Consider the following 23,984-nt stretch of genomic DNA (forward strand, 5'->3'; position numbering starts at 1 on the left):
GCCCATGGCTGCTGAAACCGGTCCGGCGCTTACCCCGCCCAGGCTCCCCCCGCTACGCGACGTCATCGCCACCCATGGATTGCAGGCAAGCAAGGCGCTCGGCCAGAATTTCCTGCTGGACGAACAATTGCTGGACCGCATCGCCGCCATTCCCGGCCCGCTCAACGACCAGCCCGCCTTCGAGGTCGGCCCCGGCCCCGGCGGCCTGACCCGCGCCATCCTGCGCGCAGGCGCGAAGCTGGTGGCGGTCGAACGCGACCGGCGCTGCCTCCCCGCCCTGGCCGAACTGGACACCGCCTTCCCCGGCCAGCTCCGCGTCATTTCCGGCGACGCGATGGAGGTCGACGCCCGCGCCGAAGCGGGCGATGGCGCGCATATCATCGCCAACCTGCCCTATAATGTCGGCACCGCGCTGCTGATCGGCTGGCTTTCCACGAACTGGACGCCCCTCCCCTGGTGGTCGAGCCTGACCCTGATGTTCCAGATGGAGGTGGCGGAGCGCATCGTCGCCAGGCCCGGCGGCGACCATTATGGCCGCCTCGCCATATTGTCCCAATGGCGCAGCGACGCCCGCATCGCGATGAAGGTCCACCGCAGCGCCTTCACCCCCCCGCCCAAGGTCATGTCGGCGGTCGTCCACATCACCCCCAAGCCCGCGCCGGAGGGTGTGCAGTTGAAGCATCTCGAACGCCTGACCGCCGCCGCCTTCGGCCAGCGCCGCAAGATGCTGCGCCAGAGCCTGAAGGGGCTGCCCGGCGCGCTGGAGGCGCTGGAAGCGGTGGGCATCGACCCCCAACGCCGGGCCGAAACCGTGAGCGTCGAGGAATTCGTGGCGGTGGCGCGGGTGATGGGGCGGGTTTAGGCGGCTAAGTCCGGCTTGAGTCAAGGCAGGCGGTTCGCTTCCACTTCCGTTCGCCCTGAGTAGGGCCTGAGCGAAGTCGAAGCCTGTCCTGAGCGCCTGCCTTGGCAGGCAGTCGAAGGGGCCCGTATCGAAGGGCCTCTGTCCATGTCCTTGGTACGCCATTTCGACAAGCCTGACCTGAGCCTGTCGAAGGGCTTAATGGCTACTCAGGACGAACGGTGAAAAGGGGTGGATTGCGGACTGTCTGGTTTATCATGTTATTAACGCAAAGCGGTTAGCTCTCAAAGCATGACGGAAGGTGAGCAGATAGGTCGAAACATCGCACGTTGGTTTCACGCTAACCCCCTGCGCGCCAAGGTGGTTGCCTGGCTTATAGTAACAGCGGTTGTTTTCGGCTGCATTTTCATGACGATCGATATCGTGCGCCACGGCAAATGGTTTAAGGCACTGTTCATTTTCAGCATCTCCGCCTTTTTCGTGTTGAAGGTGCTTAGAGCGAGAGGCGCACAACAAAGTCGTTCCGCAAAATCTGCGAATAAATAGTTGCCAACGTCTGTAGATGGTCGATCTTGGCCTATAGTGACGGAGGCTTTGCTGAGCCGTCAGGGTTGCGAAGCCCAGAAGCGACCTCAGCAGATACCTTTTCCGCAGAGGCTGGCCATCCATCCGCCTCTAATTCGCCCACACATCCCCAACAATCACCGCCGCAGTTCGTGGAAAGGGGATCGGCATCTATGCCTAGAATGCGACCGCATGTATTGCATCTAGGCTCAACGGGCTGTTCCATCGAGCGTGTTTGCAACTTTGCCAGAACGTCTGCAATCGAGATCAGTGGGAGGCCATGCGAACGTCGAAAAATGGTCGTTTTCAGACACTCTCATCCCCATCATCCCGGCCTTCAAATCAACAAAGCGGACCGAATACGCCTCTCCCAGCCCATTTCAGGAGCATGCGCGGCCGAATGACCACAGGCTCCCGAAAAACGTCCTATTTCTCAAGCCAACCGCGATTCAGCCTGTCCTACTTCACCCCGGCCAGTCTATCCCGCCCCTCTCTTTGAAACGTCCGATCCATCACATCTCCGCGCACGGGCGCGCAGGCATGCGCGCGCATACACTGTGAACTTCGACGCAAAATGGCCGGAATCAGCCCGAAAGACCGGGGATCAGGGCGTCTCGGTTTCGGCTGCCTTGGGTGCGGGCACCTTGTCCTTGGCGCTGAGCACGGTCGCGGGCGGGCCTTTCTCTATCGCCGCCGCCAACTGGCCGACAGCGGCGCAGTTCGCCTTGCACAGCCCCTGCGCCTGGGCGAGATTTTCCTTGGCCTTGGCGATGGCGCCCTTTTCGACCATCGCCTCTCCCTGACCCACCAGGGCTGCGACGTCATTGGGTTCCAGCAACAGCGCCTCGCGATACAGCCGGATCGCCTTGCCCTGCAAACCCTGCGCCCGCGCCACCTGCGCCAGTTCGATATAGGCGGTGCGGTTGCGCGGATCGACCGTCAGCGCGCTTTCCAGCGCGTCGGTCGCGCCCTGATAATTGCCCGCCTTGCGCGCTGCCTCGCCCGCCTTCTGCCATTCGACGGACAGCGGCGAAATCTGCGAATCCGGCCGCTGCGACAGGCCCGCGCTGGAAACGGTGGTCAACAGCACAGCCAAGGCGATCGAAGCAGGGGTAAAACGCATGCACAACTCCAGCCATGTTTCAGGCATTGATTCCGGGCCAGTTTCCGGTCCGGATTCCGGTGGGCAAGTCTCGCGATTTTGCGCCCGCTTGTCCATCGACTCTTTCAAACGGTCCGCCGCAGGCGCGCTACGTAGAAACCGTCGGTGCCGTCATGGCCCGGCGTCAGCAGCAGGCCGTCGCCATGGGCGCGGCCCATTGCCGCTTCGATCCGTTCGACGGCCCATCCGTCATGCCGTTCCAGAAATGCCCGCACCTGATCCCGCCCCTCCCGGTCCGTCAGCGCGCAGACAGCATAGACCAACGCCCCGCCCGGCGCCAGCAGGGGGGCCGCGAAATCCAGGATTCGCGCCTGTTCCGCCACCAGCCGGTCGAGCCGCGCCGGGGTCAGCCGCCAGCGCGCCTCCGGATTGCGCCGCCATGTGCCGGTGCCCGAACAGGGCGCATCGACCAGCACGACATCCGCCCGGCCCTTCAGGCTGTCCAGCGCGCCCGCCTCATGCCCCTGATCGAGCAGCAGCGTCTCGATGAAGGTAGCCCCGGCGCGCTCGGCCCGCGGATCGAGCCGCGCCAGGCGCGAACGAATGGTGTCGGCGGCGATCAGTACACCCTTGCCCCCCATCGCACTCGCCAGCGCGAGCGTCTTGCCCCCCGCCCCGGCGCAAAGGTCGATGACGGTCATGCCCGGCGCGGCATCGCAGGCGGCGGAGATCAGCTGGCTGCCCGCATCCTGCACCTCCACCTGGCCCCATTTCCAGGGATCGCTCTGCTCGACGGGCGATCCTTCGGGCAGGCGCAGGGCATCGGGCAGTCCGGCTATCCGGGCCGCATCGGGATAATGTTGCGCGACCCGGTCCGGATCGGCCTTCAATCGGTTGACGCGCAGATCGACCGGCGCCCGGCCCAGCAAGGCATCCCGCTCCACCGGCGCGGCCAGCAGCGGTTCGATCCAGCCGGGCACCACGCCCGCCGGGGCGCCCGCTTCGCCATCGGCCATGGGCGCAGGCCCATGCGCCGTCCCGTCGAACAGCGCCGCCAGTTCGGCCCGCTCCCGCGCCAGCCCGACCATGGCGGCGCGACCGCTTTCGGGCCGCTCGGCCACGCGGCGCACCGCGTCATAAACATGGTCGCGCACCGCCCGCCGGTCGCGGGAACCGGCATAGCGCCGTTCCTTGAAATAACGGGCGATCAGCGTGTCCGCCGCAGGACCGCCATCCCGCGCCGACGCGATGATGGCGTCGAGCAGTTCGATGGCGGCCTGAACACGAGCGGATGGGGTCATAATCTTCTCCCCCCTCCCGCAAGCAGGAGGGGTCGGGGGTGGGCAGCCTCCAGAAGAGGCTCGCTGCGCTCGCACCCACCCCTGACCCCTCCCTTGAAAGGGAGGGGAATTAATAGGCCTCAGCGCGTCGGATAATTGGGCGCTTCCCGCGTGATCGTCACATCATGCACATGGCTTTCCGACAGCCCGGCATTGGTGATCTGAACGAAGCGGGCGCGCTCCTGCAAATCCTTGATCGTGGCGCTGCCGGTATAGCCCATCGCCGCCTTCACGCCGCCGACGAGCTGGTGGATGACGTCCTTCGCCGGTCCCTTGAACGGCACCTGGCCCTCAATGCCTTCGGGCACCAGCTTCATCTGGTCCTTGATATCGGCCTGGAAATAGCGGTCCGCCGACCCCCGCGCCATCGCGCCGACGCTGCCCATGCCGCGATAGCTCTTATAGGCGCGGCCCTGATAGAGGAAGGTTTCGCCCGGCGCCTCCGCCGTGCCCGCCAGCAACGATCCGACCATGACGCAGCCCGCGCCCGCCGCCAGCGCCTTCGCCACGTCGCCCGACGTGCGCAGGCCGCCGTCCGCGATCACCGGAACGCCCTGCTTGGCCGCTTCCTCCGCCGAATCCATGACCGCGGTAAGCTGCGGCACGCCGACCCCCGCGACGACGCGGGTGGTGCAGATCGAACCGGGGCCGATGCCCACCTTCACGCAGTCCGCGCCCGCGCCGATCAGCGCCTTGGTCGCTTCGGCGGTGGCGACGTTGCCGGCCACGACCTGAACATGGTTGGACAGCTTCTTCACCGCCTCGACCGCGACGGCCACCTGCCTGCTGTGACCATGGGCGGTGTCGATGACGATCAGGTCGCATTCCGCGTCGATCAGCGCCTTGCTGCGCTCCAGACCCTTCTCGCCCACGGTCGACGCCGCCGCCACGCGCAGGCGGCCCGATGCGTCCTTGGTCGCCTGCGGATAGGTGACCGCCTTTTCGATATCCTTGACTGTGATCAGGCCCACGCAATGATAATGATCGTCCACCACCAGCAGCTTTTCGATGCGGCGCTGGTGCAGCAGGCGCCTCGCCTCCTCCTGGCCCACGCCCGTCTTCACAGTGGCGAGATTGTCGTGGGTCATGAGTTCGCTGACCGGCTGGGCCGGGTTTTCGGCGAAGCGCACGTCGCGGTTGGTGACGATGCCGACCAGCTTGCCCGACGCCTCCACCACCGGAATGCCGCTGATCTTGTGGCGCGCCATCAGCATCTGCGCATCGGCCAGCGTGGCGCCGGGGGTGATGGTGATGGGGTTCACCACCATGCCGCTTTCGAAGCGCTTGACCGCCCGCACCGCGTCCGCCTGCTCCTCCACCGACAGGTTGCGATGCAGCACGCCGATCCCGCCCAACTGCGCCATGACGATCGCCATGTCCGCCTCCGTCACCGTGTCCATGGCGGAGGACAGGACCGGGATGTTGAGCCTGATCGCCTTCGTCACATGGGTGCTGGTGTCAGCCTGGCTGGGCAGCACATCGGATTCGGCGGGCTGCAAAAGCACGTCGTCAAAGGTGAGGCCGAGGCGGATATCCATGTGAAAGCCACTTTCTGCTGCGCGCCCGGCCAGTGGAGGGATAGCCGGTCGCTGGGGGATTCGTGGCGGCCCATGTAACCATTAAGCAGGAAAACAGCCAGACCCCCGGAGATATTTTATTGCGCGCTGGGTGATCGGATATGGGCCGGTCTATGGAAGGGGGGGATGTCTTTGACTGTCCAAACCCCTCGATCTTTCGATCCCAGAAACAGATCGGGCGGAGCCTGCATCCAGACCCCGCCCGACATCGCTTCCTGAAACCGGGAAACCCTTATTTCGGCGCCAGCACCATCAGCATCTGGCGGCCTTCCATGCGGGGATAGGCTTCGACCTTGGCGATCTCGCCCACATTTTCCGCCACGCGCTGGAGCAACTGCATGCCAAGCTGCTGGTGCGACAATTCGCGGCCGCGGAAACGCAGGGTGATCTTCACCTTGTCGCCGTCGCCGATGAAATCATGGACCTTCTTCATCTTCGTATCATAGTCATGATCGTCGATGTTCGGACGCATCTTGATCTCTTTGAGTTCCTGCGTCTTCTGGGTCTTGCGGGCGATGTTCGCCTTTTTCTGGGCTTCGTACTTATACTTGCCGATGTCCAGGAACTTGCAGACCGGCGGATCGGCGGTCGGCGACACTTCGACCAGGTCCAGGCCCAGTTCGTAAGCGCGCTCCATCGCCTCCTGCGTAAACATCACGCCCAGATTTTCGCCTTCGTCGTCGATCACGCGCACCTTGGGCACGGTGATGAACTCATTGTAACGGGGACCGGACTTAGGCGGCGGCGCCATCGGGCGGCGCATCATTGGCGGACGTATAGCAGCTTCTCCTACGGTAGTTGATAGAACGACTCTGGCGGCGCTTTAGAGCATTTTGAAGTCGGCTGGAACAGCCGATGGCTCGCAAAATGCGGCAAAAGACGAACTAGAGCATGATCCGATTCAAATCGGAGCAGGCTCTAGCGCAAAGCCGAAAGGGGCGGCAAGCCCGCAATTGCGGATTTACCAGCCCCATGTGGCATCGCTGCCTCACTGCATATCGGGTGCGAGCGCCTCTTTTGCAAGACGGGCGATGACGTCATCGACCGAAAGGATGGTCTGCCCATCCTTGCCCAGTTCGCGCAGCGCCACCGTGCCCTCATCCGCCTCGCGACGCCCGACGACCAGCAAATTCGGCACTTTCGCAAGGCTGTGCTCACGCACCTTATAGTTGATCTTCTCGTTGCGAATGTCGGTTTCCGCCCGGATTCCCGCCGCCCGCAGCTTTTCGGCAACCGTCTGGGCATAGTCGTCAGCGTCCGACACGATGGTCGCCACCACCGCCTGCACCGGCGCCAGCCAGAGCGGGAATTTGCCCGCATAATGCTCGATCAATATGCCGATGAAGCGCTCATAGCTGCCGAAAATCGCCCGGTGGAGCATCACCGGCCGATGCCGCTCGCCATCCTCCCCCACATAGGAGGCGTCGAGTCGCTCTGGCAGCACGCGGTCGGACTGGATCGTCCCGACCTGCCAGGTCCGTCCGATCGCGTCGGTCAGATGCCATTCCAGCTTGGGCGCGTAGAAGGCGCCCTCGCCCGGCAGTTCCTCCCAGCCATATTCCGGCGTGTTCAGCCCCGCCGCAGCGACCGCATTGCGCAGTTCTTCTTCCGCCTTGTCCCACATCTCCTCCGTGCCGAAGCGCTTTTCCGGGCGCAGCGCCAGCTTGATCGAGTAGGTGAAACCGAAGTCCTTGTAGATGCGGTCCGCCAGCGCGCAGAAGGCACGAACTTCCTCCACGATCTGATCCTCGCGGCAGAAGATATGCGCGTCGTCCTGCGTGAACTGGCGCACGCGCATCAGCCCGTGCAGCGCGCCATGCGGCTCATTGCGATGGCAGCAGCCATTCTCATAGAAGCGCAGCGGCAGGTCGCGATAGCTCTTGATCCCCTGCTTGAAGATCAGGATATGCGCCGGACAGTTCATCGGTTTCAGCGCCATCCAGTCGGCGCCGTCGGACACCAGCGGTCCTTCATCCTCGACATTGGGCACTTCGTCGGGGATGACGAACATATTCTCGCGATATTTGCCCCAATGGCCGGACTGCTCCCACTGGCGGGCGTCCATCACCTGCGGCGTCTTGACCTCGCGATAGCCGGCATCGTCGATGGCGCGGCGCATATAGGCTTCCAGTTCCCGCCAGATCAGATAGCCCTTGGGATGCCAGAAGACCGACCCATGCGCCTCCTGCTGGAGGTGGAACAGGTCCATCTCCGCGCCCAGCTTGCGATGGTCGCGCTTGCCCGCCTCCTCCAGCCGCGTGAGGTGCGCGTCGAGCTGCTTCCTGTTCAGCCAGCCGGTGCCGTAGATGCGGCTGAGCATCGCATTCTTCTGGTCGCCGCGCCAATAGGCGCCCGACACGCGGGTCAGCCTGAACGCCGCCGGATCGAGCTTGCCGGTCGAAGCGAGGTGCGGCCCCCGGCACATGTCGAGCCATTCGTTACCCGACCAATAGACCGTCAGTTCCTCGCCCTCCGGCAGTTCGGCGGCCCATTCGGCCTTGAACGTCTCGCCCTCCGCCTGCCAGCGGGCGATCAGATCTTCGCGCCGCCACACTTCGCGGCGCAACGGCTTGTCGGCGGCGATGATCTCCCGCATCTTCGCCTCGATGACGGGCAGATCCTCCTCGGTGAAGGGCCGGTCCTTCGGCGCGAAATCATAGTAGAAGCCATCGTCGGTCGACGGCCCGAAGGTGATCTGCGTCCCCGGGAACAGCGCCTGCACCGCCTCCGCCAGAATATGGGCGAAGTCGTGCCGCGCCAGTTCCAGCGCGTCCGCCTCATCCCTGCTTGTCACCAGCGCCAGTTGCGCGTCGGCCTCCAGCGGGCGCATGATATCGCGCAGTTCGCCATCGACCCGTGCCGCGATGGCGGCCTTGGCCAGACCCGGCCCGATCGCCGCCGCAATGTCCGCCGGGGTAGTGCCGGGCGCGACTTCACGCACGGAACCATCGGGCAGGGTGATCTTGAGCATGGCGGACACGGACGGTCTTTCTGTTGAAATGAGAGGCAAGCAGCCGAAAAAAGCCGCGCCTTCCCCATAAATGGGCCGCCCGGCCTGTCAATAGAGCGTTCCGAAGTCGGCTGGAACAGCCGATGACTCGCAGAACGCGGCAAGCAGATGCGCAGGGCCTCATCCGCCGCGCCGGGGTCAAGAAACTCGGCTTCATCGGCAACGAACGCTACGCCAGCTTCTGAGGCCGGAGAGAGACGGTCAGGCGAACAGCAGCCGCGCCTGATCGTCCGTCGCCTGCAGGAAGGCGATGGGGCCGCCGACCTCCACACCCGGCGGCAGGTCCGCGACGGTCAGGCCGGAGAGCGCCAGCCCGCTCTGGCATACCGTCAACGCCACGCCCAGCGCCAGCGCTTCTTCGACCAGCATCGCCAGCGTGGGCAATCCCGCCACCCGATGCGCCTCGTCCTGGGGCGCCGCCATCGGCGCGCGCAGCAATGCCACGGCGTCCAGTTGCAGGAACACAGCCGCCGCGCCGCCCAGCGCCGCCTGCGCCGCCGCCATCACCAGCGCCCCGCGCAGCCGCTCCGCATCCGCCGACGCGACGACGATCCTCAGTGCGCGCATAGTTCCACGGCGCAGGCCGGGCAGGCCGGGTCTTTGGGCACCGCCACGGTGCGGAACCGCATCGACAGCAGATCGGCCAGCAGCAACCGTCCCGCCATATCCTCGCCAAAGGGCACCAGCGCCCGGATCACCTCCAGCGCCGCCAGACTGCCCATCACGCCGGTCAGCGCGCCGATGACACCGGTTTCGGAACAATTGCGCTCCGGCGCATCCTCCGGCGATCCGACCAGACAGCGATAGCAGGGCTTGTCCGCCTCCCACCCGCGATAGGTGGATAGCTGCCCCTCAAACGGCCCGACCGCGGCCGACACCAGCGGAATCCGCAATTTCCGCGCACAGTCCGCCACCGCCAGCCGCGTCGCGAAACTGTCGCAACCGTCCAGCACCACATCCGCCTCGCGCAGCATCAGCGCGGCATTGTCCGCATCGATCCGGGCGTTGATCGGGATCAGCTTTACATCGGGATTGAGCCGCGCCACCGCCGCCATCGCCAACTCGGCCTTGGGCGATCCGATATCGTCGGTCCCGAACAATATCTGCCGCTGCAAATTGGACAGGGCGACCGCGTCGTCGTCGATCACCCGGATCGTGCCGACGCCCGCCGCCGCCAGATAGAGGATCGCCGGGCTGCCGATCCCGCCCGCGCCGATCACCGCGACATCCGCCGACAGCAGCCGGGCCTGCCCCGCGCCGCCAATCTCCTTCAGCACGATATGGCGGGCGTAGCGCTCCAACTGCTCGTCGGTCATGGCTATTTCACCCCTGTCGACCCGAAACCGCCCGCACCGCGAACCGTCTCGTCCAGTTCCTCCACCTCTTCGAAACAGGCCATCTGGACCGGCGCGGCCACCAGTTGCGCGATCCGGTCGCCGCGCGCGATGACAAAAGGCTCGGACCCCAGATTGATCAAGATGACCTTCAATTCGCCCCGATAATCGGCGTCGATGGTGCCCGGCGTGTTGGGCAGGCTGATCCCGTGCTTCAGCGCCAGGCCCGACCGGGGCCGCACCTGCACCTCATACCCCTCCGGAATCGCCATGGCGAAGCCCGTCGACACCGCATGCCGCCCGCCCGGCACCAGGATGACGTCCTCCGCCGACACCACATCCATCCCCGCCGCATGCGCCGTCGCATAGGCGGGCGCCGGCAGCCCTTCGCCATGGGGCAAGCGCTTCAGGCGGATTTCAATCGGAACCAGTGGAGAGGGCATGGGCGACCTTTTCTATCAAACGGGTGGCGACGGCGTCCTTGGGCAGATTTTCCCAGCTTTCGACGCCGTCCCTGGAAACGATATGCACGCTGTTGGAATCGCCGCCCATCACGTCACCGGAAACGTCATTGGCGACGATCCAGTCCGCCCCCTTGCGCGCCAGCTTGGCCTGCGCATGTTCAGCGACTTTCTGCGTCTCTGCGGCGAAGCCCACCAGCAGGGCGGGCCGCTTCGCATGCTTTCCCAATGTGGTGAGAATATCCGGATTCTCGACCAGCGGCAGCGGCGCAGGCTTGCCCGATCCATCCTTTTTCAGCTTCTGGTCGGCGGCGTCGGCCGTGCGCCAGTCCGCCACCGCCGCCACCATGATCGCCGCATCGGCGGGCAGGGCGGCCTCCACCGCCGCCAGCATCTCCCGCGCCGTCTCGACATCGACGCGGCGCACGCCCGCAGGGGTGGGCAGATGCACCGGCCCCGCCACCAAAGTCACCCGCGCCCCCGCCCGCGCCGCCGCCGCCGCGACGGCGAAGCCCTGCTTCCCCGAAGAGCGGTTGGCGATATAGCGCACCGGGTCGATCGGCTCATGCGTCGGTCCGGCCGTCACCAGCACATGCCGCCCGGCAAGCGGCGTGTCGGCCCCTTCGAAATCCGGCTGCCCGGCCAGCGGATCGGCGGGCAGGGGCAATGCCAGCAACCGCGCCACCTCCGCCGCGATCGCCTGCGGCTCAGGCAGGCGGCCCTTGCCATATTCGCCGCACGCCATCTCGCCGCTGTCCGGCTCCATGACATGCACGCCGTCGGCCTTGAGTTGCGCGATGTTCCGCTGGGTCGCCGCATGATGCCACATGCGGATGTTCATCGCGGGCACCGCCAGCACCGACTTATCGGTCGCCAGCAGCAGTGTCGTCGCCAGATTATCGGCGATGCCGCCCGCCATCTTGGCCAGGATATTCGCCGTCGCGGGCGCCACCACGACCAGATCGGCCTGCCGCGAAAGCTGGATATGGCCGATCTCGCGCTCTTCCTTCAGGTCGAACATGTCGCCATAGACATGGTCCTCGGTCAGCACGCCCAGCGACAGCGGCGTCACGAATTTTTCCGCGCTCTCGGTCAGCACCGCCCGCACGGCCATTCCCCGCTTGCGCAGCAGCCGCACCAGCTCCAGCGATTTATACGCCGCGATGCCGCCTGAAATGATGAGAAGGATGCGCTTGGTCATGACAAGCCATCATTTGGTCGCGACGCGCGGACTTGTCCAGCCCGGATACCCTGCCCTGCATCCGTCATCCCAGCGAAAGCTGGGATCTCGTGAGGCTAGGCCGCGTGGACAAATTAGGAAATGCCTGGAAATGGTCAATAGCGGACGCTTTTAATCCTCCCTACGCGAAGCGTGGGGAGGGGGACCATGCGAAGCATGGTGGAGGGGAAATGGGTGACCTGCGTATCTTCCCCTCCACCAGGCTTCGGCCGGTCCCCCTCCCCATCTATCAATGGGGAAGAATAGGATAGGTCCGCTCTCCACCCAAATCTCAGTCCAGCGGGTCTTGAATTTGTCCACCCGGCCTACTCTGTGCCCTCCCGCCTGAGATCCCAGCTTTCGCGGGGATGACGATAGGGCAACGATGAACGACATCCGCAAATGTCCCACAGCCGACACCGCGAAAATAAAAAGGACGCCGCCTTCCGGCGACGCCCTTTTTCAACCTGTCTGCCGGATCAGGCTCCGGCAGGCGAAGGATCGCCGAACGGACCCTTCCGCCGCCGCGTCTTGGGGATGGAGGAACCCGCCACCGGGATCGCCGAAGGCTTGATCGTCGTGCCGTCGTCGCGGGTGATCTCCCCCTTGTCGAGCAGCGTCTTGATCTCCTCGCCGGAGAGCGTCTCATATTCCAGCATCGCGTTGGCGAGCAGGTGCAACTGGTCCTCATGACCCTTCAGCACTTCCTGCGCCCGCGCATAGCCCTGTTCGACCAGCCCGCGAATTTCCTTGTCGATCAGCTTCGCCGTCTCGTCCGACATGTGGACGCGCTGGCTCTGCGAATAGCCGAGGAAGGTTTCGCCCTGCTGCTCCTCATATTGCAGCGGGCCTAGCTTGTCGGACATGCCCCATTGGGTGACCATGTCCCGCGCCAGCTTGGTGGCGTACTGGATGTCACCCGAAGCGCCGCTCGACACCTTGTCATAGCCGAAGATGATCTCCTCCGCCACGCGCCCGCCCATGGCGACGGCCATGTTCGCGTGCATCTTGTCGCGGTGATAGCTGTAGCTGTCCCGTTCCGGCAGGCGCATCACCATGCCCAGGGCGCGGCCGCGGGGGATGATCGTCGCCTTGTGGATCGGGTCGGACGCCGGTTCATGGACCGCGACGATGGCATGGCCCGCCTCATGATAGGCGGTCATCTTCTTCTCATCGTCGGTCATGACCATGGAGCGGCGCTCGCTGCCCATCATGACCTTGTCCTTGGCCGCTTCGAACTCGTCCATGGCGACCAGACGCTTGCCCCGGCGAGCGGCCATCAAAGCCGCTTCGTTGACGAGGTTCGCCAGGTCCGCGCCGGAGAAACCGGGCGTGCCCCGCGCAATAGTGCGCGGATTGACGTCCGGGGCCAGCGGCACCTTCTTCATGTGGACGGCCAGAATCTTCTCGCGGCCCTCGATGTCCGGGCGGGGCACGACGACCTGCCGGTCGAAACGGCCCGGACGCAGCAATGCGGGATCCAGCACGTCGGGGCGGTTGGTCGCCGCGACGATGATGATGCCCTCATTCGCCTCGAAACCGTCCATCTCGACCAGAAGCTGGTTCAGCGTCTGCTCGCGCTCGTCATTGCCGTTGCCCAAGCCAGCGCCGCGATGGCGGCCAACCGCATCGATTTCGTCAATGAAGACGATGCAGGGCGCGTTTTTCTTCGCCTGCTCGAACATGTCGCGCACCCGGCTCGCGCCGACGCCGACGAACATCTCCACGAAGTCGGAACCCGAAATGGTGAAGAAGGGCACGCCCGCCTCGCCCGCGATGGCGCGAGCCAGCAGCGTCTTGCCCGTACCCGGCGAACCGACCAGCAGCGCGCCCTTGGGAATCTTGCCGCCCAGCCGCGCAAATTTGCTGGGGTCTTTCAGGAATTCCACGATCTCCTGAAGCTCTTCCCGCGCTTCGTCGATACCGGCGACGTCATCGAACGTCACCTTGCCATGCTTTTCGGTCAGCAGCTTGGCCTTCGACTTGCCGAAACCCATGGCGCCGCCTGCGCCGCCGCCCTTCTGCATCTGGCGCAGCACGAAGAAGGCGATGCCCAGGATCAGCAGGAACGGCAGCGACTGGTAGATCAGGATCATCCAGAAGCTCGGCTGCTCCTCCGCCTGGCCGGAATATTTGACGTTATAATCGTCCAGCAGGCCGGTCAGGCCCGGATCGTTCACAGGCACCGTGCTGAATTTCTGTCCGCTGGACAGCGTGCCGGTGATGCGGTCGGTGGCGACGGCGACGTCCTTGACCTGCCCTTCCTGCACCTTGGCGCGGAATTCGGAATAGGCGATGCCGGTCCCCGCGCCCGACGCCGTGCGGCTGTCGAACATCGAGACGAAGAGCAGCAGGGCGACAATCACCCCCGCCCAAATCATCGCGCTCTTGATCCAGGGATTGCCCTGCGGGTCTTTCTCGTCGTTCATTCACACTCTCTTTCACCCGCAAGATAGGGTGCCGCCGCAAAATCGCAAGCGCGACGCCCCCGCGTCAACCGCCGACAATTTGCGACAGGGCGATATAGGCCAGGATCGCCGCCATCCCCGCCGATATGCCGCACAGCAGATAGCCCGCATAAAGCAGCATCGGCGGATGAGGCTGCGCCAGGCGCCGGTTACGCTGCGCCGCCGAAAGGATGACACTGGCCAGCAGACCATAAGTCAGTGCCGCAAATTCCATCATGAATCGAAAATTCCCACGCTCAAACCTCTTCATTAACCACCAAAGACGTTAAGGAAAGGTCATTGCACGGGGTCGAATCGACGGATTGTGGGGCTGGCGCGCCGGGCCGTGGAACCTTTGCGTAACGACCTCATTGCCACTTGCGCTGCGGTGCAACCTTCAGGGTCCAGCATGACCCGCCCTTGAGCACGAGGCGGCCGATGCTCATCTTCCCGCCCCGGCGCGCCGCCGCGATCAGCCGGTCGATCGCATCCCCCCGCGGCGGCGGGGCATCGGGCTGCAAACGCTCGATCATCCGCAGGACCAACCGGCGCAGCAGTTCGCGCGGCAGGTCCGTCCGATCCAGCGCCAGCCCCTCTCCGTCCGGCCGGACATGATTCGCCTCGATCCCGTCGACCATCCAGTCCAGCGCCTCCTCAGCCTCCGCCAGCGCCGCCGCGCTGCGTCCCGCCGCAGCCGCGTCCATCCAGTCCACGTCCGCCAGGGCGGCACGCAACGCCGCCCGGTCGAAGCGCGGATCGCTGTTCGAAGGGTCCGTCACATACCGCAGGCCCCGCTCCAGCGCATAGGCCAGCAATTGAGCCTTGCGCACGCCCAGCAAAGGCCGCAGCACCACGCCCTGCCGCGCCCGCACACCCGCAAGCCCGCCGACCCCCGCGCCCCGGTTGAGCCGCATCAGCAGCGTTTCCAACTGGTCGTCGGCATGATGCGCGGTCAGCAGCCAGTCCAGCCCCCGCGCCGCCCGCCACTCTTCCAGCAGGGCATAGCGCTGCGTCCGCGCCCAACTTTGCACATTGCCCCGCACCGCGCCGTGCGGATGCAGCGTCGCATGCGCGATCCCCGCGTCCATGCACCAGTCCGCGACCATCGCCGCCTCGTCCGCCGAAGCCTCCCGCAAGCCATGGTCGACCGTCGCCGCCTCGACCCGTCCCGGAAAGACCCGCGCCGCCAGATCGAGCAAGGCCATGCTGTCCGGCCCGCCCGACACCGCTACACCGAAACGGGCGCTGGCGGCATTGTCCAACAGAGCCTGGACCGCTTGCCTCAGTTGCGTTTCAAGATCGCCCTCGGCCATGCGGCGCTCAGGCCGTGCACTTGGCCCTGGCCCGGCCCTTGTCCATCATGCCGCGCAGGCCGGTCGACAGGCTGCCGCCATAGACCTGCTCCAGCTCCGCATAGACCTTGCAGGCGTCGGCGGGTTTCTTGAGCTGGATCAGCGCCTCGCCCAGATAGGCCAGGCTGTCGGCGGCGCGGTCGCCCTTGGGCCGCTTCTGGTAATTTTCGTAGAAGGCGACAGACGCCAGCGCGGGCTTGCCGTCGTCCAGATAGGCGCGGCCCAGCAGGTTCGCGGCCTTGCTGGCGACGGGGGTCGAACCATATTTGTCGACCGTGGCCTTCAACTGCGCCTGCGCCTCCGGATAGAATTTCGCGCTCCACAGGCGGAAGCCATAGCTATAGGCGTCGTCCGCCTCGTTCCCGGTCAAGGGCCGCTCGATCGCGGCGACGGCGGTCTTGCGCTCCTCGCTTGCGCCATTGGCCGCCGGGCGCGGCGCGGTGGGCCGGGCCGCCGCCGCCGCCGCCGCCGGAGCGGAGGGGGCGACGGCAGGCGGCGGCACCACGGCGGGCGCGGCGCGGCTTTCCTGCTCCGCCTTGTAGCGGTTGAAGGCATCCTCCAGCTGCTTCAGCTTGAAACTGTTTTCCTCGACCTGCCCGGTGACGGAAGCAAGCTGCGATTCCAGCGCGTTCACCCGCGCCGTCAGGTCAGCGACCGGCGTGGAGGATGGCGATCCCGGCACGATGGCGGGCGCGGCGGGGCGCGTGATCTCCGCCTCCAGCGGCGCGCCGGCGGGAAACACCTTGCGCTGCACGGCGCGCATTTCCTTTTCCAGCCGGTCGACCCGAACGTCGACGCTGACATTCTGGGCCGCGGCCGGCGGCGCGAGCACGATCAGCGCCAGTGCGGCCGTCGCGAAAAAAGCGTTACGCATGATGATCCCCGACTAATATTCGGCCTTAACCATAAGGCGATAATCCGCCCGGTAAAGCATGACTTTGCGCCAAATTCCGCTGAATCGCCCCTGAACGGATCAGTCGGCAGCGGCGGGCGCGGGCGCGACCGGAGCAGAGGAGACCGGAGGAGAGGAAGCTGGAGGAGTGGGGGCTGGGGCCGGAGCGGCCTGCCCCGTCACCGCAGCAGGCGCCGCGCGCGCCAGCAGCGCCTCTGCACTGACGGGCACGTCGGCGATGGTGCGATCCGGCGGTCCCAGCGGCGCGATGGGCTTGCCGCCGACCGTCACGCTCAGCGCCTGCGGCCGCCCGGTCAGGATCATCGGATTGCGGGCATTGGCGGGAAGGGTGAAGCTTTCCCCCTTCTTCATCAGCCCGTCCTTCAGCCGCTCGCCCGCCTCGTCATAGATGCGCAGCCACACATCGTCATTCGCGGTGAACACGACTGCCTGCACCACCGGCGCGGCAGGGCGCGCGCCCGCCGGTTTCACCGTCGCAGGCACGGGCGCGGCCTGTTGGGCGGCAATCTCCTCCCCTGTCGGCGGCGTCATCACCTGCGTGCGCCAGACGGCGAAGCCCACCACCAGGACCACGACGATGGCCGCCGCCGTCCAGGCCAGCGCGCGGGATGGCACGCGCGCCGGATCGGCAGGTTCGAACGCTTCATAACGGTTGCTGCCCAGGTCCGCATTATGCACGGCGTTGCGCACGTCGGCGGCGATCGCCACCTCATCCACGTCGATGGCGCGGGCATAGGCGCGGGCGAAACCGACCGCATAGGGAATGCCGGGCAGGGCGGCATAATCATCGCGCTCGATCGCCTCCAACTGCCGCTGGGCGATGCGCGTCCGGGTGGCGATATCCTGTATCGACAATCCCTGCGCCTCCCGCGCGGCGCGCAGGCGCGCGCCGGGAGTGCCGGGCCGCTGTTCCGGCGCCGCGACGCCGGGTTCCTGTTCCGCTTCTTCTGCCATGCTGCTCCGCGACTTATGAAGGCCGGTCTTGTCTCATTGCGGGACAGGGGTTGTCAACGCTGCGTAGGCCCGACGTACCGCCACAAACCCTTTAATTCAATTCAATAGCATGTTCACCGGCCCAGTCGACCAGCGCCGAACGAATATCGACCACGCCCCTGTCCAGCAGGTCGCGCATGACGCCGCGCAGTTCGGTCGCATCCAGCGTGCGGATCATCGCCTTGACCGGCCCGACCGACGCCGGGGTGATCGACAGACGCCGCACGCCCAGACCGATCAGCGCCATCGCCTCCAGCGTGCGCCCGCCCATCTCGCCGCAGACGCCGACGGGCACCTCATGCGCCTCGCAGGCGCGCACCACGCGGTCCAGGAAGCGCAATATGGCGATGCTGAGCCAGTCGTAACGCTCCGCCAGCCGGGGATGGGCGCGGTCGGCGGCGAACAGGAACTGCGTCAGGTCATTGGTGCCGATCGACAGGAAATCCAGCCTGGGCAGCAGCAGGTCCAGCACCTCCGCCAGCGCGGGCACCTCCAGCATCGCGCCATAGCGTATCGCGACCGGCAATTTCTTCTTCTGCGCCACCAGCCATTCGCGCTGATGTTCGACCAGCGCCCTCGCCTGCTCATATTCCCAGGGTTCCGACACCATCGGGAACATGACGTGCAGCACCTTGCCCGCCGCCGCCTCCAGCAGGGCGCGGGCCTGCGCCTTCATGAGGCCATCCCGGTCCAGCGCCAGCCGCAATGCGCGCCAGCCCATGGCGGGATTGTCCTCCAGCTCCTCCTCCGCGTCGCGGGACATATAGGGCAGCGCCTTGTCGCCGCCGATGTCGACGGTGCGGAAGATGACCGGCCGGTCGCCCGCCGCGTCCAGCACGTCGCGATAGAGCCGCTGCTGCTTCTCCCGCTGCGGCAGCGTGGCGGACACCAGGAACTGGAATTCGGTGCGGAACAGGCCGATGCCGTCCGCGCCGACCAGGTCCAGCGCCTGCGCATCCTCGCGCAGACCCGCATTCACCATCAATTCGATCCGCTGCCCGTCGACGGTGACGGAGGGCAGGTCGCGCATGGCCACGAATTCGGCCCGGCGCTTCTGCGTCACATGCAGCTTGTTCTCGAACGCCTCCTCCATGTCGGGCGTCGGGCGGATCAGCAGGTTGTTGTCGGCCACGTCCATCAGGATCAGGTCGCCCTCATTCACCTGATGGCGGATGTCGCGCACGCGGCCCAGCACCGGCACGCCCATCGCGCGGGCGACGATGGTGACATGGGCGGTCAGCGACCCTTCCTCCAATATCACCCCTTTCAGCCGCCGCCGGTCATATTCCAGCAGTTCCGCCGGCCCCAGGTTGCGGGCGATCAGGATGGCGTCCTGCCGCAATCCAAGCTGCGCCGCCGTGCCCAACTGCCCCGACACGATGCGCAGCAGCCGGTTCGCCATATCCTCCAGATCGTGCATCCGGTCCTGGAGCAGGGGGTCGTCTATCTGCCGCATGCGCATGCGGGTGCGCTGCTGCACGCGCTCTATGGCGGCCTCGGCGGTCAGGCCGCTGTCGATCGCTTCGTTGATGCGCCGCGCCCAACCCTCGTCATAGGCGAACATCTTGTAGGTTTCGAGCACCTCCTGATGCTCGCCCTCCGTGCCGAATTCGGCCGCGCCGGTCATGCGGTCGATCTGCTCGCGCATCTTGGTGAAGGCGGAAATGACGCGGGCGCGCTCCGCCTCCGTATCCTCGGCGACGGTATGTTCGATATGCACGCGCGGCTGGTGGAACACCACATGCCCCCGCGCCATGCCCATGACGAGCTGCAACCCGTGCAGCACCAAACTGCCCGTATCCTGCACCCGGCTGTCCAGCGGACCGTCATCGGCCAGTTCCGCATTGGCGATCAATTCGGACATCACCATCGCCACGGTCTGCAACGCCTCTATCTCCACTTCCTCATAGCGGCGCGGCTCGACATGCTGGACGCACAGCACGCCGATGGCGCGCTCCCGCCGCACGATCGGCACGCCGGCGAAGCTGTGGAACAGTTCCTCCCCCGTTTCCGGGCGATAGCTATAGTCGGGATGGGACGCCGCCTCGTCCAGGTTCAGCGTCTCCACATTGGTGGCGATCATGCCGACCAGCCCCTCGCCCATCGCCATGCGGGTGACGTGGACGGCCTCCTGCTTCAAACCCCGGGTGGCGAACAGTTCCAGCAGCCCTTCGCGCACCAGATAGATGGAGCAGACCTCGCTCGACAGGGATTCGCCGATGATCTCCACCACCTTGTTCAGCTTCGCCTGCGCGCTGGTGCGCGCCGCCATGACTTCCTGCAGGCGGATGAGTATCTGGCGGGCGGCGGCGGCGGGCGTGCTGGGCATGGGTAAAGCGCTAACAGATCGCGCCTCCGCTTTCCAAGGCGAATATGTGCGGTTCCGGCGGATTTTCCCTGGACGGTTATGGCGGAAATGGACGATGCTTTCGTTTACAGCCGTAAAATCTCGAGATTCAGGGAGATGAGTATATGGCAGAAATCGACAACAAGGCGTTCGAACAGGATTTGATCGAACGGGGCTATTCCCGCCGCCAGATGGGCAAGGTCGCGGCTTTGCTGGGCGCGGGCGCGGCTGCCCTGCGCGTCACCGGCGCCGTGGCGCAGCAGGCCGCGAAGGCTGTCGAGGGCGCCGTGCGCATCGGCGCCAACGAATGCTGGACCGGCCCCTTCCCGGTCGCCGCGCAAGCCGCCTACAAGCTGGTGCAGGAGGGCAATCGTTACGAGCCCAATGACGAACATGCCAAGCTGTTCGCCGCCGTCGCCGCCGTGGAGGGCATTCCCGCCGACCGCATCACCGCCTGGCCCGGCTCCAGCGATCCGCTGAGCCGCGTCGCTGTCGCCTATGCCTCGCCCACGCGCGGCATCGTCACCGGCAACCCGACCTATGAAGCCATCTGGCGCACCGGCGACTGGCTGGGCGCGAAGGTGACGAAGGTGCCGCTGACCAAGGATTACGCCCATGACGTGAAGGCGATGCTGGCGGCAGACCCCAATGCGGGCGTCTATTATATCTGCTCGCCCAACAATCCCAGCGGCACGATGACCTCGCTCGCCGACATCCAGTGGCTGGCCGACAACAAGCCCAAGGACGCGATCCTGGTCGTCGACGAAGCCTATATCCACTGGTTCGACGGCCCCAACGCCGCGAAGATGGCCGCGACCCGCGACGACGTGCTGATCCTGCGCACCTTCTCCAAGCTGTTCGGCATGGCGGGCATGCGCCTGGGCCTCACCTTCTCCAGCCCCGCCATCATGGAAAAGATGATGCGCTATGACGGGGGCCAGGTGACGGCGATGCTGCCGATGACCGCCGTCGCCTGCGGCACCGTGTCGGTGGCGCAGGCCGACCTTATCAAGGCGCGCCGCGCCGAAATGATCGCCAACCGCGAAATGGCCGTCACGCATCTGAAGAAGAAGGGGATCAAGGTGATCCCCGGCAGCCAGGCCAATATGTTCATGGTCGATTGGGGCAAGCCCGCCAAGGAGATGCAGGCCACGCTCCTGGCCGAAAATGTGCAGATCGGGCGCAACTGGCCGATCTGGCCCACGGTTTCCCGCGTGTCCGTCGGCTCGGCGGAAGAGATGAAGGCCTTCTGCGACGCCGTGGACAAGGTCTGGAAAGCCTGACTGCGGGAAAACGCATAAAATTTTGAAATCCGGGGGCGGCGCATTGCGGAAATGCGCCGCCCCTTTCGTTCCTCCCCTTTGGAATATGCGCAGTTGTGGAACGAAAAGGGGAACAGACGACATGACCATGATGTTGGATAAGGACGCCCGCGAAGACCTGCTCGAACGGGGCTATTCCCGCCGCACGATCGGCAAGATTTCCGCCCTCATGGCTGCCGGCGCGGCGGCCGGCAACCTGCTGGTCCAGCCCGCCCTCGCGCAGCAGCAGGCGGGGCGCGGCATCAAGGGCGCGGTGCGGATCGGCGCCAACGAATGCTGGACCGGCCCGTTCGAACCCGGCGTGCAGGCCGCCGCGAAGGCCGCCGCGGTCGGCAACTGGTACGATCCGGACAATTACAAGGGCGACCTGATCGCCACCGTCGCCAAGGTGGAGGGCATTCCGGAATCCCACGTCATGCTGTGGCCGGGTTCGGGCGGCCCGCTGGTCAGCACGGTGGCGGCCTTCTGCTCGCCCACCAAGGGGCTGGTCACCGCCGATCCGACCTTCGAATCCGCCTGGCGCACCGCCGATTATCTGAAGGCCCCCATCGCCAAGGCGCCCCAGGCCATCGGCCAGGGCCATGACGTCAAGGCGATGCTGGCCGCCAATCCCAATGCCGGGCTTTATTATATCTGCACGCCCAACAACCCCACCGGCACCATCACGCCGATGGCCGACATCGAATGGCTGCTGGCGAACAAGCCCAAGGATTCCTTCCTGCTGGTCGATGAAGCCTATATCCACTGGTATGACGGCCCCAACGCCGCGAAGCTGGTGGCGGGCCGCAAGGACCTGATCGTCATGCGGACCTTCTCCAAGCTGTTCGGCATGGCGGGCGTGCGGCTGGGCCTGACCTTCGCGGACCCCGAAGTGCAGAAGCGCATCAGCCTGTTCGGCCCCACGGCGGGCGGCCTGTCGATCACCGCCATGGCCTGCGGCAACGCGGTCTATTCCGAAACGGGCCTGATCAAGGCCCGCCGCGCGGAGATGATCGCCAACCGCGACGAAACCATCGCCTGGCTCGCCAAGAAGGGCATAGAAGTGCATCCCGGCAGCCACGCCAACATGTTCATGGTGGATTGGAAGACCAAGCCTGCCAAGGAGATGCAGGCCGCCCTCCTCGCCACGCCGGAAAAGGTGCAGATCGGGCGCAACTGGCCGATCTGGCCCACCGTATCCCGCGTCACCGTCGGTTCGGCGGACGACATGGCGAAATTCCGCTCGGCGGTGGAGAAGGTCTACAAGGGCTGATCCTGTTCCCAAGGGCCGCACGAAGGGCGTCCGGCATGTGCCGGGCGCCCTTTTTCTTTGCATCGACAGCGTTACGCCAAATCCTCCCTGCGCGAAGCGTGGGGAGGATTAGAAAGCCCCTCCCTAAGCGCTCGCCGCCGACGCCTCGCATAATGCCTTGAACTGCTCCGCCATCTGGTCCCACCCAGGATGGAAGCCCATTTCCTTATGCTTCTTCAGCGTTTCCGCATCCCAATGCCGGGCCGTGGCTGTGAAGCGCGTTCCCTCCCCCTCATCGGCAAAGCTCCAGATCGCCGTCATGAAGGGCGTCTGCGGAATCCATCCCGAAGCATAGGCGTCGGTGGTCACGACCTTTTCCTGCGGCACCACCTCCAGAAACACGCCCTCCATCGGTCCCGTATCCTCGCCATCGGGACCGAACATGCGCACCGCGCTCCGCCCGCCGGGCCGCATATCCTCCTCGATCACCTCGGCGCGCCAGGGCTTGGGACAGAACCACTCGTCCTTCAGGTCCGTCCACACCCGCCATACGATCCCCCGCGGCGCGGCGATATGGCATGTCACCGACAGTTCATATTCCGCGCTCATGACGCCGCGCCTTCGAAAGCCGCCTTCATCCGGGCGGTATCCAGCTTCTGCATGGTCATCATCTCCGTCATCATCCGCTGGATGCCCGGCCCGTCGCCGGTCTTGTAGAGGTCCATGATCTCCTGCGTCACCAATTGCCAGGACAGGCCATATTTGTCCTTCAGCCAACCGCACGGCCCCGGCGACCCCCCATCGGCGGTCAGGGCGTCGAAATAGCGGTCGATCTCCGCCTGATCCCTGCACGCGACGGACAGCGAAACCGCCTCGGTAAAGCCGAATTCCGGCCCGCCGTTCAATGCCTGATAGCTGTCGCCGAACAGGGTGAATTCGACCATCAGCACATCCCCGCCCTTGAAGGGGGCAGGCGTGGGCTGATCCGGCGGAAAGCGGTTGATGAAATCCACCGACCCGCCGAAGATGGAGACGTAGAAGCGCGCCGCTTCCTCCGCCTGCCCATTATACCACAGGCAGGGTGAAATACTGGACATGGCCCTTCTCCTTATCCCTCGACCGCGCGCATGCCGACCAGCGCGAACATCGCGCCCTGCGGATCGGTCGCCTGGATGATCCATGCCCCGCCCGGCACCTGCATCGGCCCGTTCAGCACGGTGCCGCCGCCCGCCTTCACCTTGTCGGTCGCGACATCGATATCCGGCACGACGAAGTAGAACAGCCAAAGCGGCACGGGCATTTCCGTGGGTCGCGCCATCATGCCGCCGCTCATGCCGTCAAAGTCCGTCGACCCGTCCTGCGAGAAAAGCTGGTAACTGCCCATCTCGCCCATATCCATCGCCTCGCCCTTCCCCCATCCGAACTGGGATGTGTAGAAGGCCAGATCGGCGTCGAAATCGCCGCTGTACAATTCATGCCAGCCGATATGCCCGTTCGCCATCGGCGACGGCGCATCCATCCCGTCCGGACTGGACCCCTTGAGCAGCATGAACGCCGCCCCGCCCGGATCGGCCATCACCGCGAAGCGCCCGACGCCGATTATATCCTCCGGCGCGCGCTTCACGCTGCCGCCCGCCGCGGTCAGCCTTTCGGCATCGGCATCCACATCCGCCGATCCGATATAGCCGCCCCACCATGGCGTCATGCCATGTGCCGCCGCCTCCGCCGGGATCGCCATGATCCCGCCGGTCGGCCCGGCGCTGCCCGAAACCACCTGATAGTCATGGCCGCCGCCAAAGGCCTGCGCCGTCCAGCCGACGACATCGCCGTAAAAGGCCAGGGCCGCCGCCGGATCGCTGGTCATCAGTTCATACCAGAAGAATCTGCCGTTCAGATCGGTCATCATCCCTCTC

Annotated in this window: 22 protein-coding genes; 4 read left to right on the plus strand and 18 right to left on the minus strand. The window is 65.5% G+C overall.

The window, feature by feature from the left end:
* The first annotated feature begins 4 nt into the window (after positions 1 to 4).
* Together rsmA and NUH86_RS11280 are read left to right on the plus strand one after the other, a co-directional pair.
* Complete coding sequence (rsmA, locus tag NUH86_RS11275) at positions 5 to 862, plus strand: 16S rRNA (adenine(1518)-N(6)/adenine(1519)-N(6))-dimethyltransferase RsmA (RefSeq protein WP_267249592.1); 858 nt, start codon at positions 5 to 7, stop codon at positions 860 to 862.
* A 288-nt stretch (positions 863 to 1,150) separates the two neighbouring features.
* Positions 1,151 to 1,405, plus strand: a complete 255-nt coding sequence (locus NUH86_RS11280; RefSeq protein ID WP_267249593.1) for a hypothetical protein — start codon at positions 1,151 to 1,153, stop codon at positions 1,403 to 1,405.
* Positions 1,406 to 2,027: 622 nt separating this feature from the next.
* On the opposite strand, the gene NUH86_RS11285 is transcribed toward NUH86_RS11280, so the two are convergent.
* From NUH86_RS11285 to ptsP, 15 genes are all read right to left on the minus strand, one after another.
* Positions 2,028 to 2,546, minus strand: coding sequence for a tetratricopeptide repeat protein (locus NUH86_RS11285; protein WP_267249594.1), 519 nt, complete (start codon positions 2,544 to 2,546; stop codon positions 2,028 to 2,030).
* Between the two features lie 104 nt (positions 2,547 to 2,650).
* Positions 2,651 to 3,826 (minus strand): RsmB/NOP family class I SAM-dependent RNA methyltransferase, encoded by a 1,176-nt coding sequence (locus NUH86_RS11290; RefSeq protein WP_267249595.1) that lies wholly within the window; start codon positions 3,824 to 3,826, stop codon positions 2,651 to 2,653.
* Positions 3,827 to 3,945: 119 nt separating this feature from the next.
* Positions 3,946 to 5,403: an IMP dehydrogenase gene (gene guaB, locus NUH86_RS11295; protein ID WP_267249596.1), complete on the minus strand. Its 1,458-nt coding sequence runs from the start codon at positions 5,401 to 5,403 to the stop codon at positions 3,946 to 3,948.
* 271 nt (positions 5,404 to 5,674) lie between these two features.
* Positions 5,675 to 6,208: a translation initiation factor IF-3 gene (infC, locus tag NUH86_RS11300; protein ID WP_013847538.1), complete on the minus strand. Its 534-nt coding sequence runs from the start codon at positions 6,206 to 6,208 to the stop codon at positions 5,675 to 5,677.
* Positions 6,209 to 6,430: 222 nt separating this feature from the next.
* Positions 6,431 to 8,413, minus strand: a complete 1,983-nt coding sequence (gene thrS, locus NUH86_RS11305) for a threonine--tRNA ligase (protein ID WP_267252112.1) — start codon at positions 8,411 to 8,413, stop codon at positions 6,431 to 6,433.
* A 240-nt stretch (positions 8,414 to 8,653) separates the two neighbouring features.
* On the minus strand, positions 8,654 to 9,019 hold the full coding sequence (locus NUH86_RS11310) for a DsrE family protein (protein WP_267249597.1): 366 nt from the start codon (positions 9,017 to 9,019) through the stop codon (positions 8,654 to 8,656).
* Positions 9,007 to 9,768, minus strand: a complete 762-nt coding sequence (locus NUH86_RS11315; RefSeq protein ID WP_416365321.1) for a HesA/MoeB/ThiF family protein — start codon at positions 9,766 to 9,768, stop codon at positions 9,007 to 9,009. Before NUH86_RS11315 ends, NUH86_RS11310 begins: the two co-directional genes overlap by 13 nt.
* 2 nt (positions 9,769 to 9,770) lie before the next feature.
* A complete protein-coding gene (dut, locus tag NUH86_RS11320; RefSeq protein ID WP_267249598.1) occupies positions 9,771 to 10,229 on the minus strand; it encodes a dUTP diphosphatase in 459 nt (152 codons plus the stop codon).
* Positions 10,204 to 11,448 carry a bifunctional phosphopantothenoylcysteine decarboxylase/phosphopantothenate--cysteine ligase CoaBC gene (gene coaBC, locus NUH86_RS11325; protein ID WP_267249599.1) on the minus strand — a complete coding sequence of 415 codons (1,245 nt, stop codon included), beginning with the start codon at positions 11,446 to 11,448 and terminating at the stop codon, positions 10,204 to 10,206. The genes dut and coaBC overlap by 26 nt, the downstream gene beginning before the upstream one ends.
* Before the next feature lie 497 nt (positions 11,449 to 11,945).
* Positions 11,946 to 13,895: an ATP-dependent zinc metalloprotease FtsH gene (gene ftsH, locus NUH86_RS11330; protein WP_267249600.1), complete on the minus strand. Its 1,950-nt coding sequence runs from the start codon at positions 13,893 to 13,895 to the stop codon at positions 11,946 to 11,948.
* A gap of 64 nt (positions 13,896 to 13,959) precedes the next feature.
* On the minus strand, positions 13,960 to 14,151 hold the full coding sequence (locus NUH86_RS11335; RefSeq protein ID WP_267249601.1) for a hypothetical protein: 192 nt from the start codon (positions 14,149 to 14,151) through the stop codon (positions 13,960 to 13,962).
* Positions 14,152 to 14,281: 130 nt separating this feature from the next.
* Complete coding sequence (gene tilS / locus NUH86_RS11340) at positions 14,282 to 15,226, minus strand: tRNA lysidine(34) synthetase TilS (RefSeq protein ID WP_267249602.1); 945 nt, start codon at positions 15,224 to 15,226, stop codon at positions 14,282 to 14,284.
* Positions 15,227 to 15,233: 7 nt separating this feature from the next.
* Positions 15,234 to 16,139, minus strand: coding sequence for a tetratricopeptide repeat protein (locus tag NUH86_RS11345; RefSeq protein ID WP_267249603.1), 906 nt, complete (start codon positions 16,137 to 16,139; stop codon positions 15,234 to 15,236).
* Between the two features lie 99 nt (positions 16,140 to 16,238).
* Positions 16,239 to 17,132: a helix-turn-helix domain-containing protein gene (locus NUH86_RS11350; protein WP_267249604.1), complete on the minus strand. Its 894-nt coding sequence runs from the start codon at positions 17,130 to 17,132 to the stop codon at positions 16,239 to 16,241.
* 91 nt (positions 17,133 to 17,223) lie between these two features.
* The gene (gene ptsP / locus NUH86_RS11355) at positions 17,224 to 19,500 is read right to left on the minus strand and encodes a phosphoenolpyruvate--protein phosphotransferase (RefSeq protein ID WP_267249605.1); all 2,277 of its coding nucleotides are present in this window, start codon (positions 19,498 to 19,500) and stop codon (positions 17,224 to 17,226) included.
* A gap of 143 nt (positions 19,501 to 19,643) precedes the next feature.
* On the opposite strand from ptsP, the gene NUH86_RS11360 reads away from it, so the two are divergent.
* Positions 19,644 to 20,801 carry a pyridoxal phosphate-dependent aminotransferase gene (locus NUH86_RS11360; RefSeq protein ID WP_267249606.1) on the plus strand — a complete coding sequence of 386 codons (1,158 nt, stop codon included), beginning with the start codon at positions 19,644 to 19,646 and terminating at the stop codon, positions 20,799 to 20,801.
* Between the two features lie 121 nt (positions 20,802 to 20,922).
* On the plus strand, positions 20,923 to 22,092 hold the full coding sequence (locus NUH86_RS11365) for a pyridoxal phosphate-dependent aminotransferase (protein ID WP_267249607.1): 1,170 nt from the start codon (positions 20,923 to 20,925) through the stop codon (positions 22,090 to 22,092).
* A 123-nt stretch (positions 22,093 to 22,215) separates the two neighbouring features.
* Here the strand turns inward: NUH86_RS11365 and NUH86_RS11370 are convergent, their stop codons facing one another.
* Genes NUH86_RS11370 through NUH86_RS11380 form a run of 3 tightly spaced genes read right to left on the minus strand, consistent with a single transcriptional unit; the run spans position 22,216 to position 23,974 of the window.
* Positions 22,216 to 22,680 carry an SRPBCC family protein gene (locus NUH86_RS11370; protein WP_267249608.1) on the minus strand — a complete coding sequence of 155 codons (465 nt, stop codon included), beginning with the start codon at positions 22,678 to 22,680 and terminating at the stop codon, positions 22,216 to 22,218.
* Positions 22,677 to 23,168 carry a VOC family protein gene (locus NUH86_RS11375; protein WP_267249609.1) on the minus strand — a complete coding sequence of 164 codons (492 nt, stop codon included), beginning with the start codon at positions 23,166 to 23,168 and terminating at the stop codon, positions 22,677 to 22,679. Before NUH86_RS11375 ends, NUH86_RS11370 begins: the two co-directional genes overlap by 4 nt.
* Positions 23,169 to 23,179: 11 nt before the next feature.
* Positions 23,180 to 23,974 (minus strand): VOC family protein, encoded by a 795-nt coding sequence (locus NUH86_RS11380; protein ID WP_267252114.1) that lies wholly within the window; start codon positions 23,972 to 23,974, stop codon positions 23,180 to 23,182.
* Positions 23,975 to 23,984 lie beyond the last annotated feature (10 nt).

Source organism: Sphingobium sp. JS3065 (assembly GCF_026427355.1).
GTDB lineage: Bacteria > Pseudomonadota > Alphaproteobacteria > Sphingomonadales > Sphingomonadaceae > Sphingobium.

Excerpts from the sequence above, each read along its gene's own strand:
- rsmA (WP_267249592.1), top strand. The coding sequence starts at position 5 with ATGGCTGCTGAAACCGGTCCGGCGCTTACCCCGCCCAGGCTCCCCCCG.
- NUH86_RS11280 (WP_267249593.1), top strand. The coding sequence starts at position 1,151 with ATGACGGAAGGTGAGCAGATAGGTCGAAACATCGCACGTTGGTTTCAC.
- NUH86_RS11285 (WP_267249594.1), bottom strand. The coding sequence starts at position 2,546 with ATGCGTTTTACCCCTGCTTCGATCGCCTTGGCTGTGCTGTTGACCACC.
- NUH86_RS11290 (WP_267249595.1), bottom strand. The coding sequence starts at position 3,826 with ATGACCCCATCCGCTCGTGTTCAGGCCGCCATCGAACTGCTCGACGCC.
- guaB (WP_267249596.1), bottom strand. The coding sequence starts at position 5,403 with ATGGATATCCGCCTCGGCCTCACCTTTGACGACGTGCTTTTGCAGCCC.
- infC (WP_013847538.1), bottom strand. The coding sequence starts at position 6,208 with ATGATGCGCCGCCCGATGGCGCCGCCGCCTAAGTCCGGTCCCCGTTAC.
- thrS (WP_267252112.1), bottom strand. The coding sequence starts at position 8,413 with ATGCTCAAGATCACCCTGCCCGATGGTTCCGTGCGTGAAGTCGCGCCC.
- NUH86_RS11310 (WP_267249597.1), bottom strand. The coding sequence starts at position 9,019 with ATGCGCGCACTGAGGATCGTCGTCGCGTCGGCGGATGCGGAGCGGCTG.
- NUH86_RS11315 (WP_416365321.1), bottom strand. The coding sequence starts at position 9,768 with ATGACCGACGAGCAGTTGGAGCGCTACGCCCGCCATATCGTGCTGAAG.
- dut (WP_267249598.1), bottom strand. The coding sequence starts at position 10,229 with ATGCCCTCTCCACTGGTTCCGATTGAAATCCGCCTGAAGCGCTTGCCC.
- coaBC (WP_267249599.1), bottom strand. The coding sequence starts at position 11,448 with ATGACCAAGCGCATCCTTCTCATCATTTCAGGCGGCATCGCGGCGTAT.
- ftsH (WP_267249600.1), bottom strand. The coding sequence starts at position 13,895 with ATGAACGACGAGAAAGACCCGCAGGGCAATCCCTGGATCAAGAGCGCG.
- NUH86_RS11335 (WP_267249601.1), bottom strand. The coding sequence starts at position 14,151 with ATGATGGAATTTGCGGCACTGACTTATGGTCTGCTGGCCAGTGTCATC.
- tilS (WP_267249602.1), bottom strand. The coding sequence starts at position 15,226 with ATGGCCGAGGGCGATCTTGAAACGCAACTGAGGCAAGCGGTCCAGGCT.
- NUH86_RS11345 (WP_267249603.1), bottom strand. The coding sequence starts at position 16,139 with ATGCGTAACGCTTTTTTCGCGACGGCCGCACTGGCGCTGATCGTGCTC.
- NUH86_RS11350 (WP_267249604.1), bottom strand. The coding sequence starts at position 17,132 with ATGGCAGAAGAAGCGGAACAGGAACCCGGCGTCGCGGCGCCGGAACAG.
- ptsP (WP_267249605.1), bottom strand. The coding sequence starts at position 19,500 with ATGCCCAGCACGCCCGCCGCCGCCGCCCGCCAGATACTCATCCGCCTG.
- NUH86_RS11360 (WP_267249606.1), top strand. The coding sequence starts at position 19,644 with ATGGCAGAAATCGACAACAAGGCGTTCGAACAGGATTTGATCGAACGG.
- NUH86_RS11365 (WP_267249607.1), top strand. The coding sequence starts at position 20,923 with ATGACCATGATGTTGGATAAGGACGCCCGCGAAGACCTGCTCGAACGG.
- NUH86_RS11370 (WP_267249608.1), bottom strand. The coding sequence starts at position 22,680 with ATGAGCGCGGAATATGAACTGTCGGTGACATGCCATATCGCCGCGCCG.
- NUH86_RS11375 (WP_267249609.1), bottom strand. The coding sequence starts at position 23,168 with ATGTCCAGTATTTCACCCTGCCTGTGGTATAATGGGCAGGCGGAGGAA.
- NUH86_RS11380 (WP_267252114.1), bottom strand. The coding sequence starts at position 23,974 with ATGACCGATCTGAACGGCAGATTCTTCTGGTATGAACTGATGACCAGC.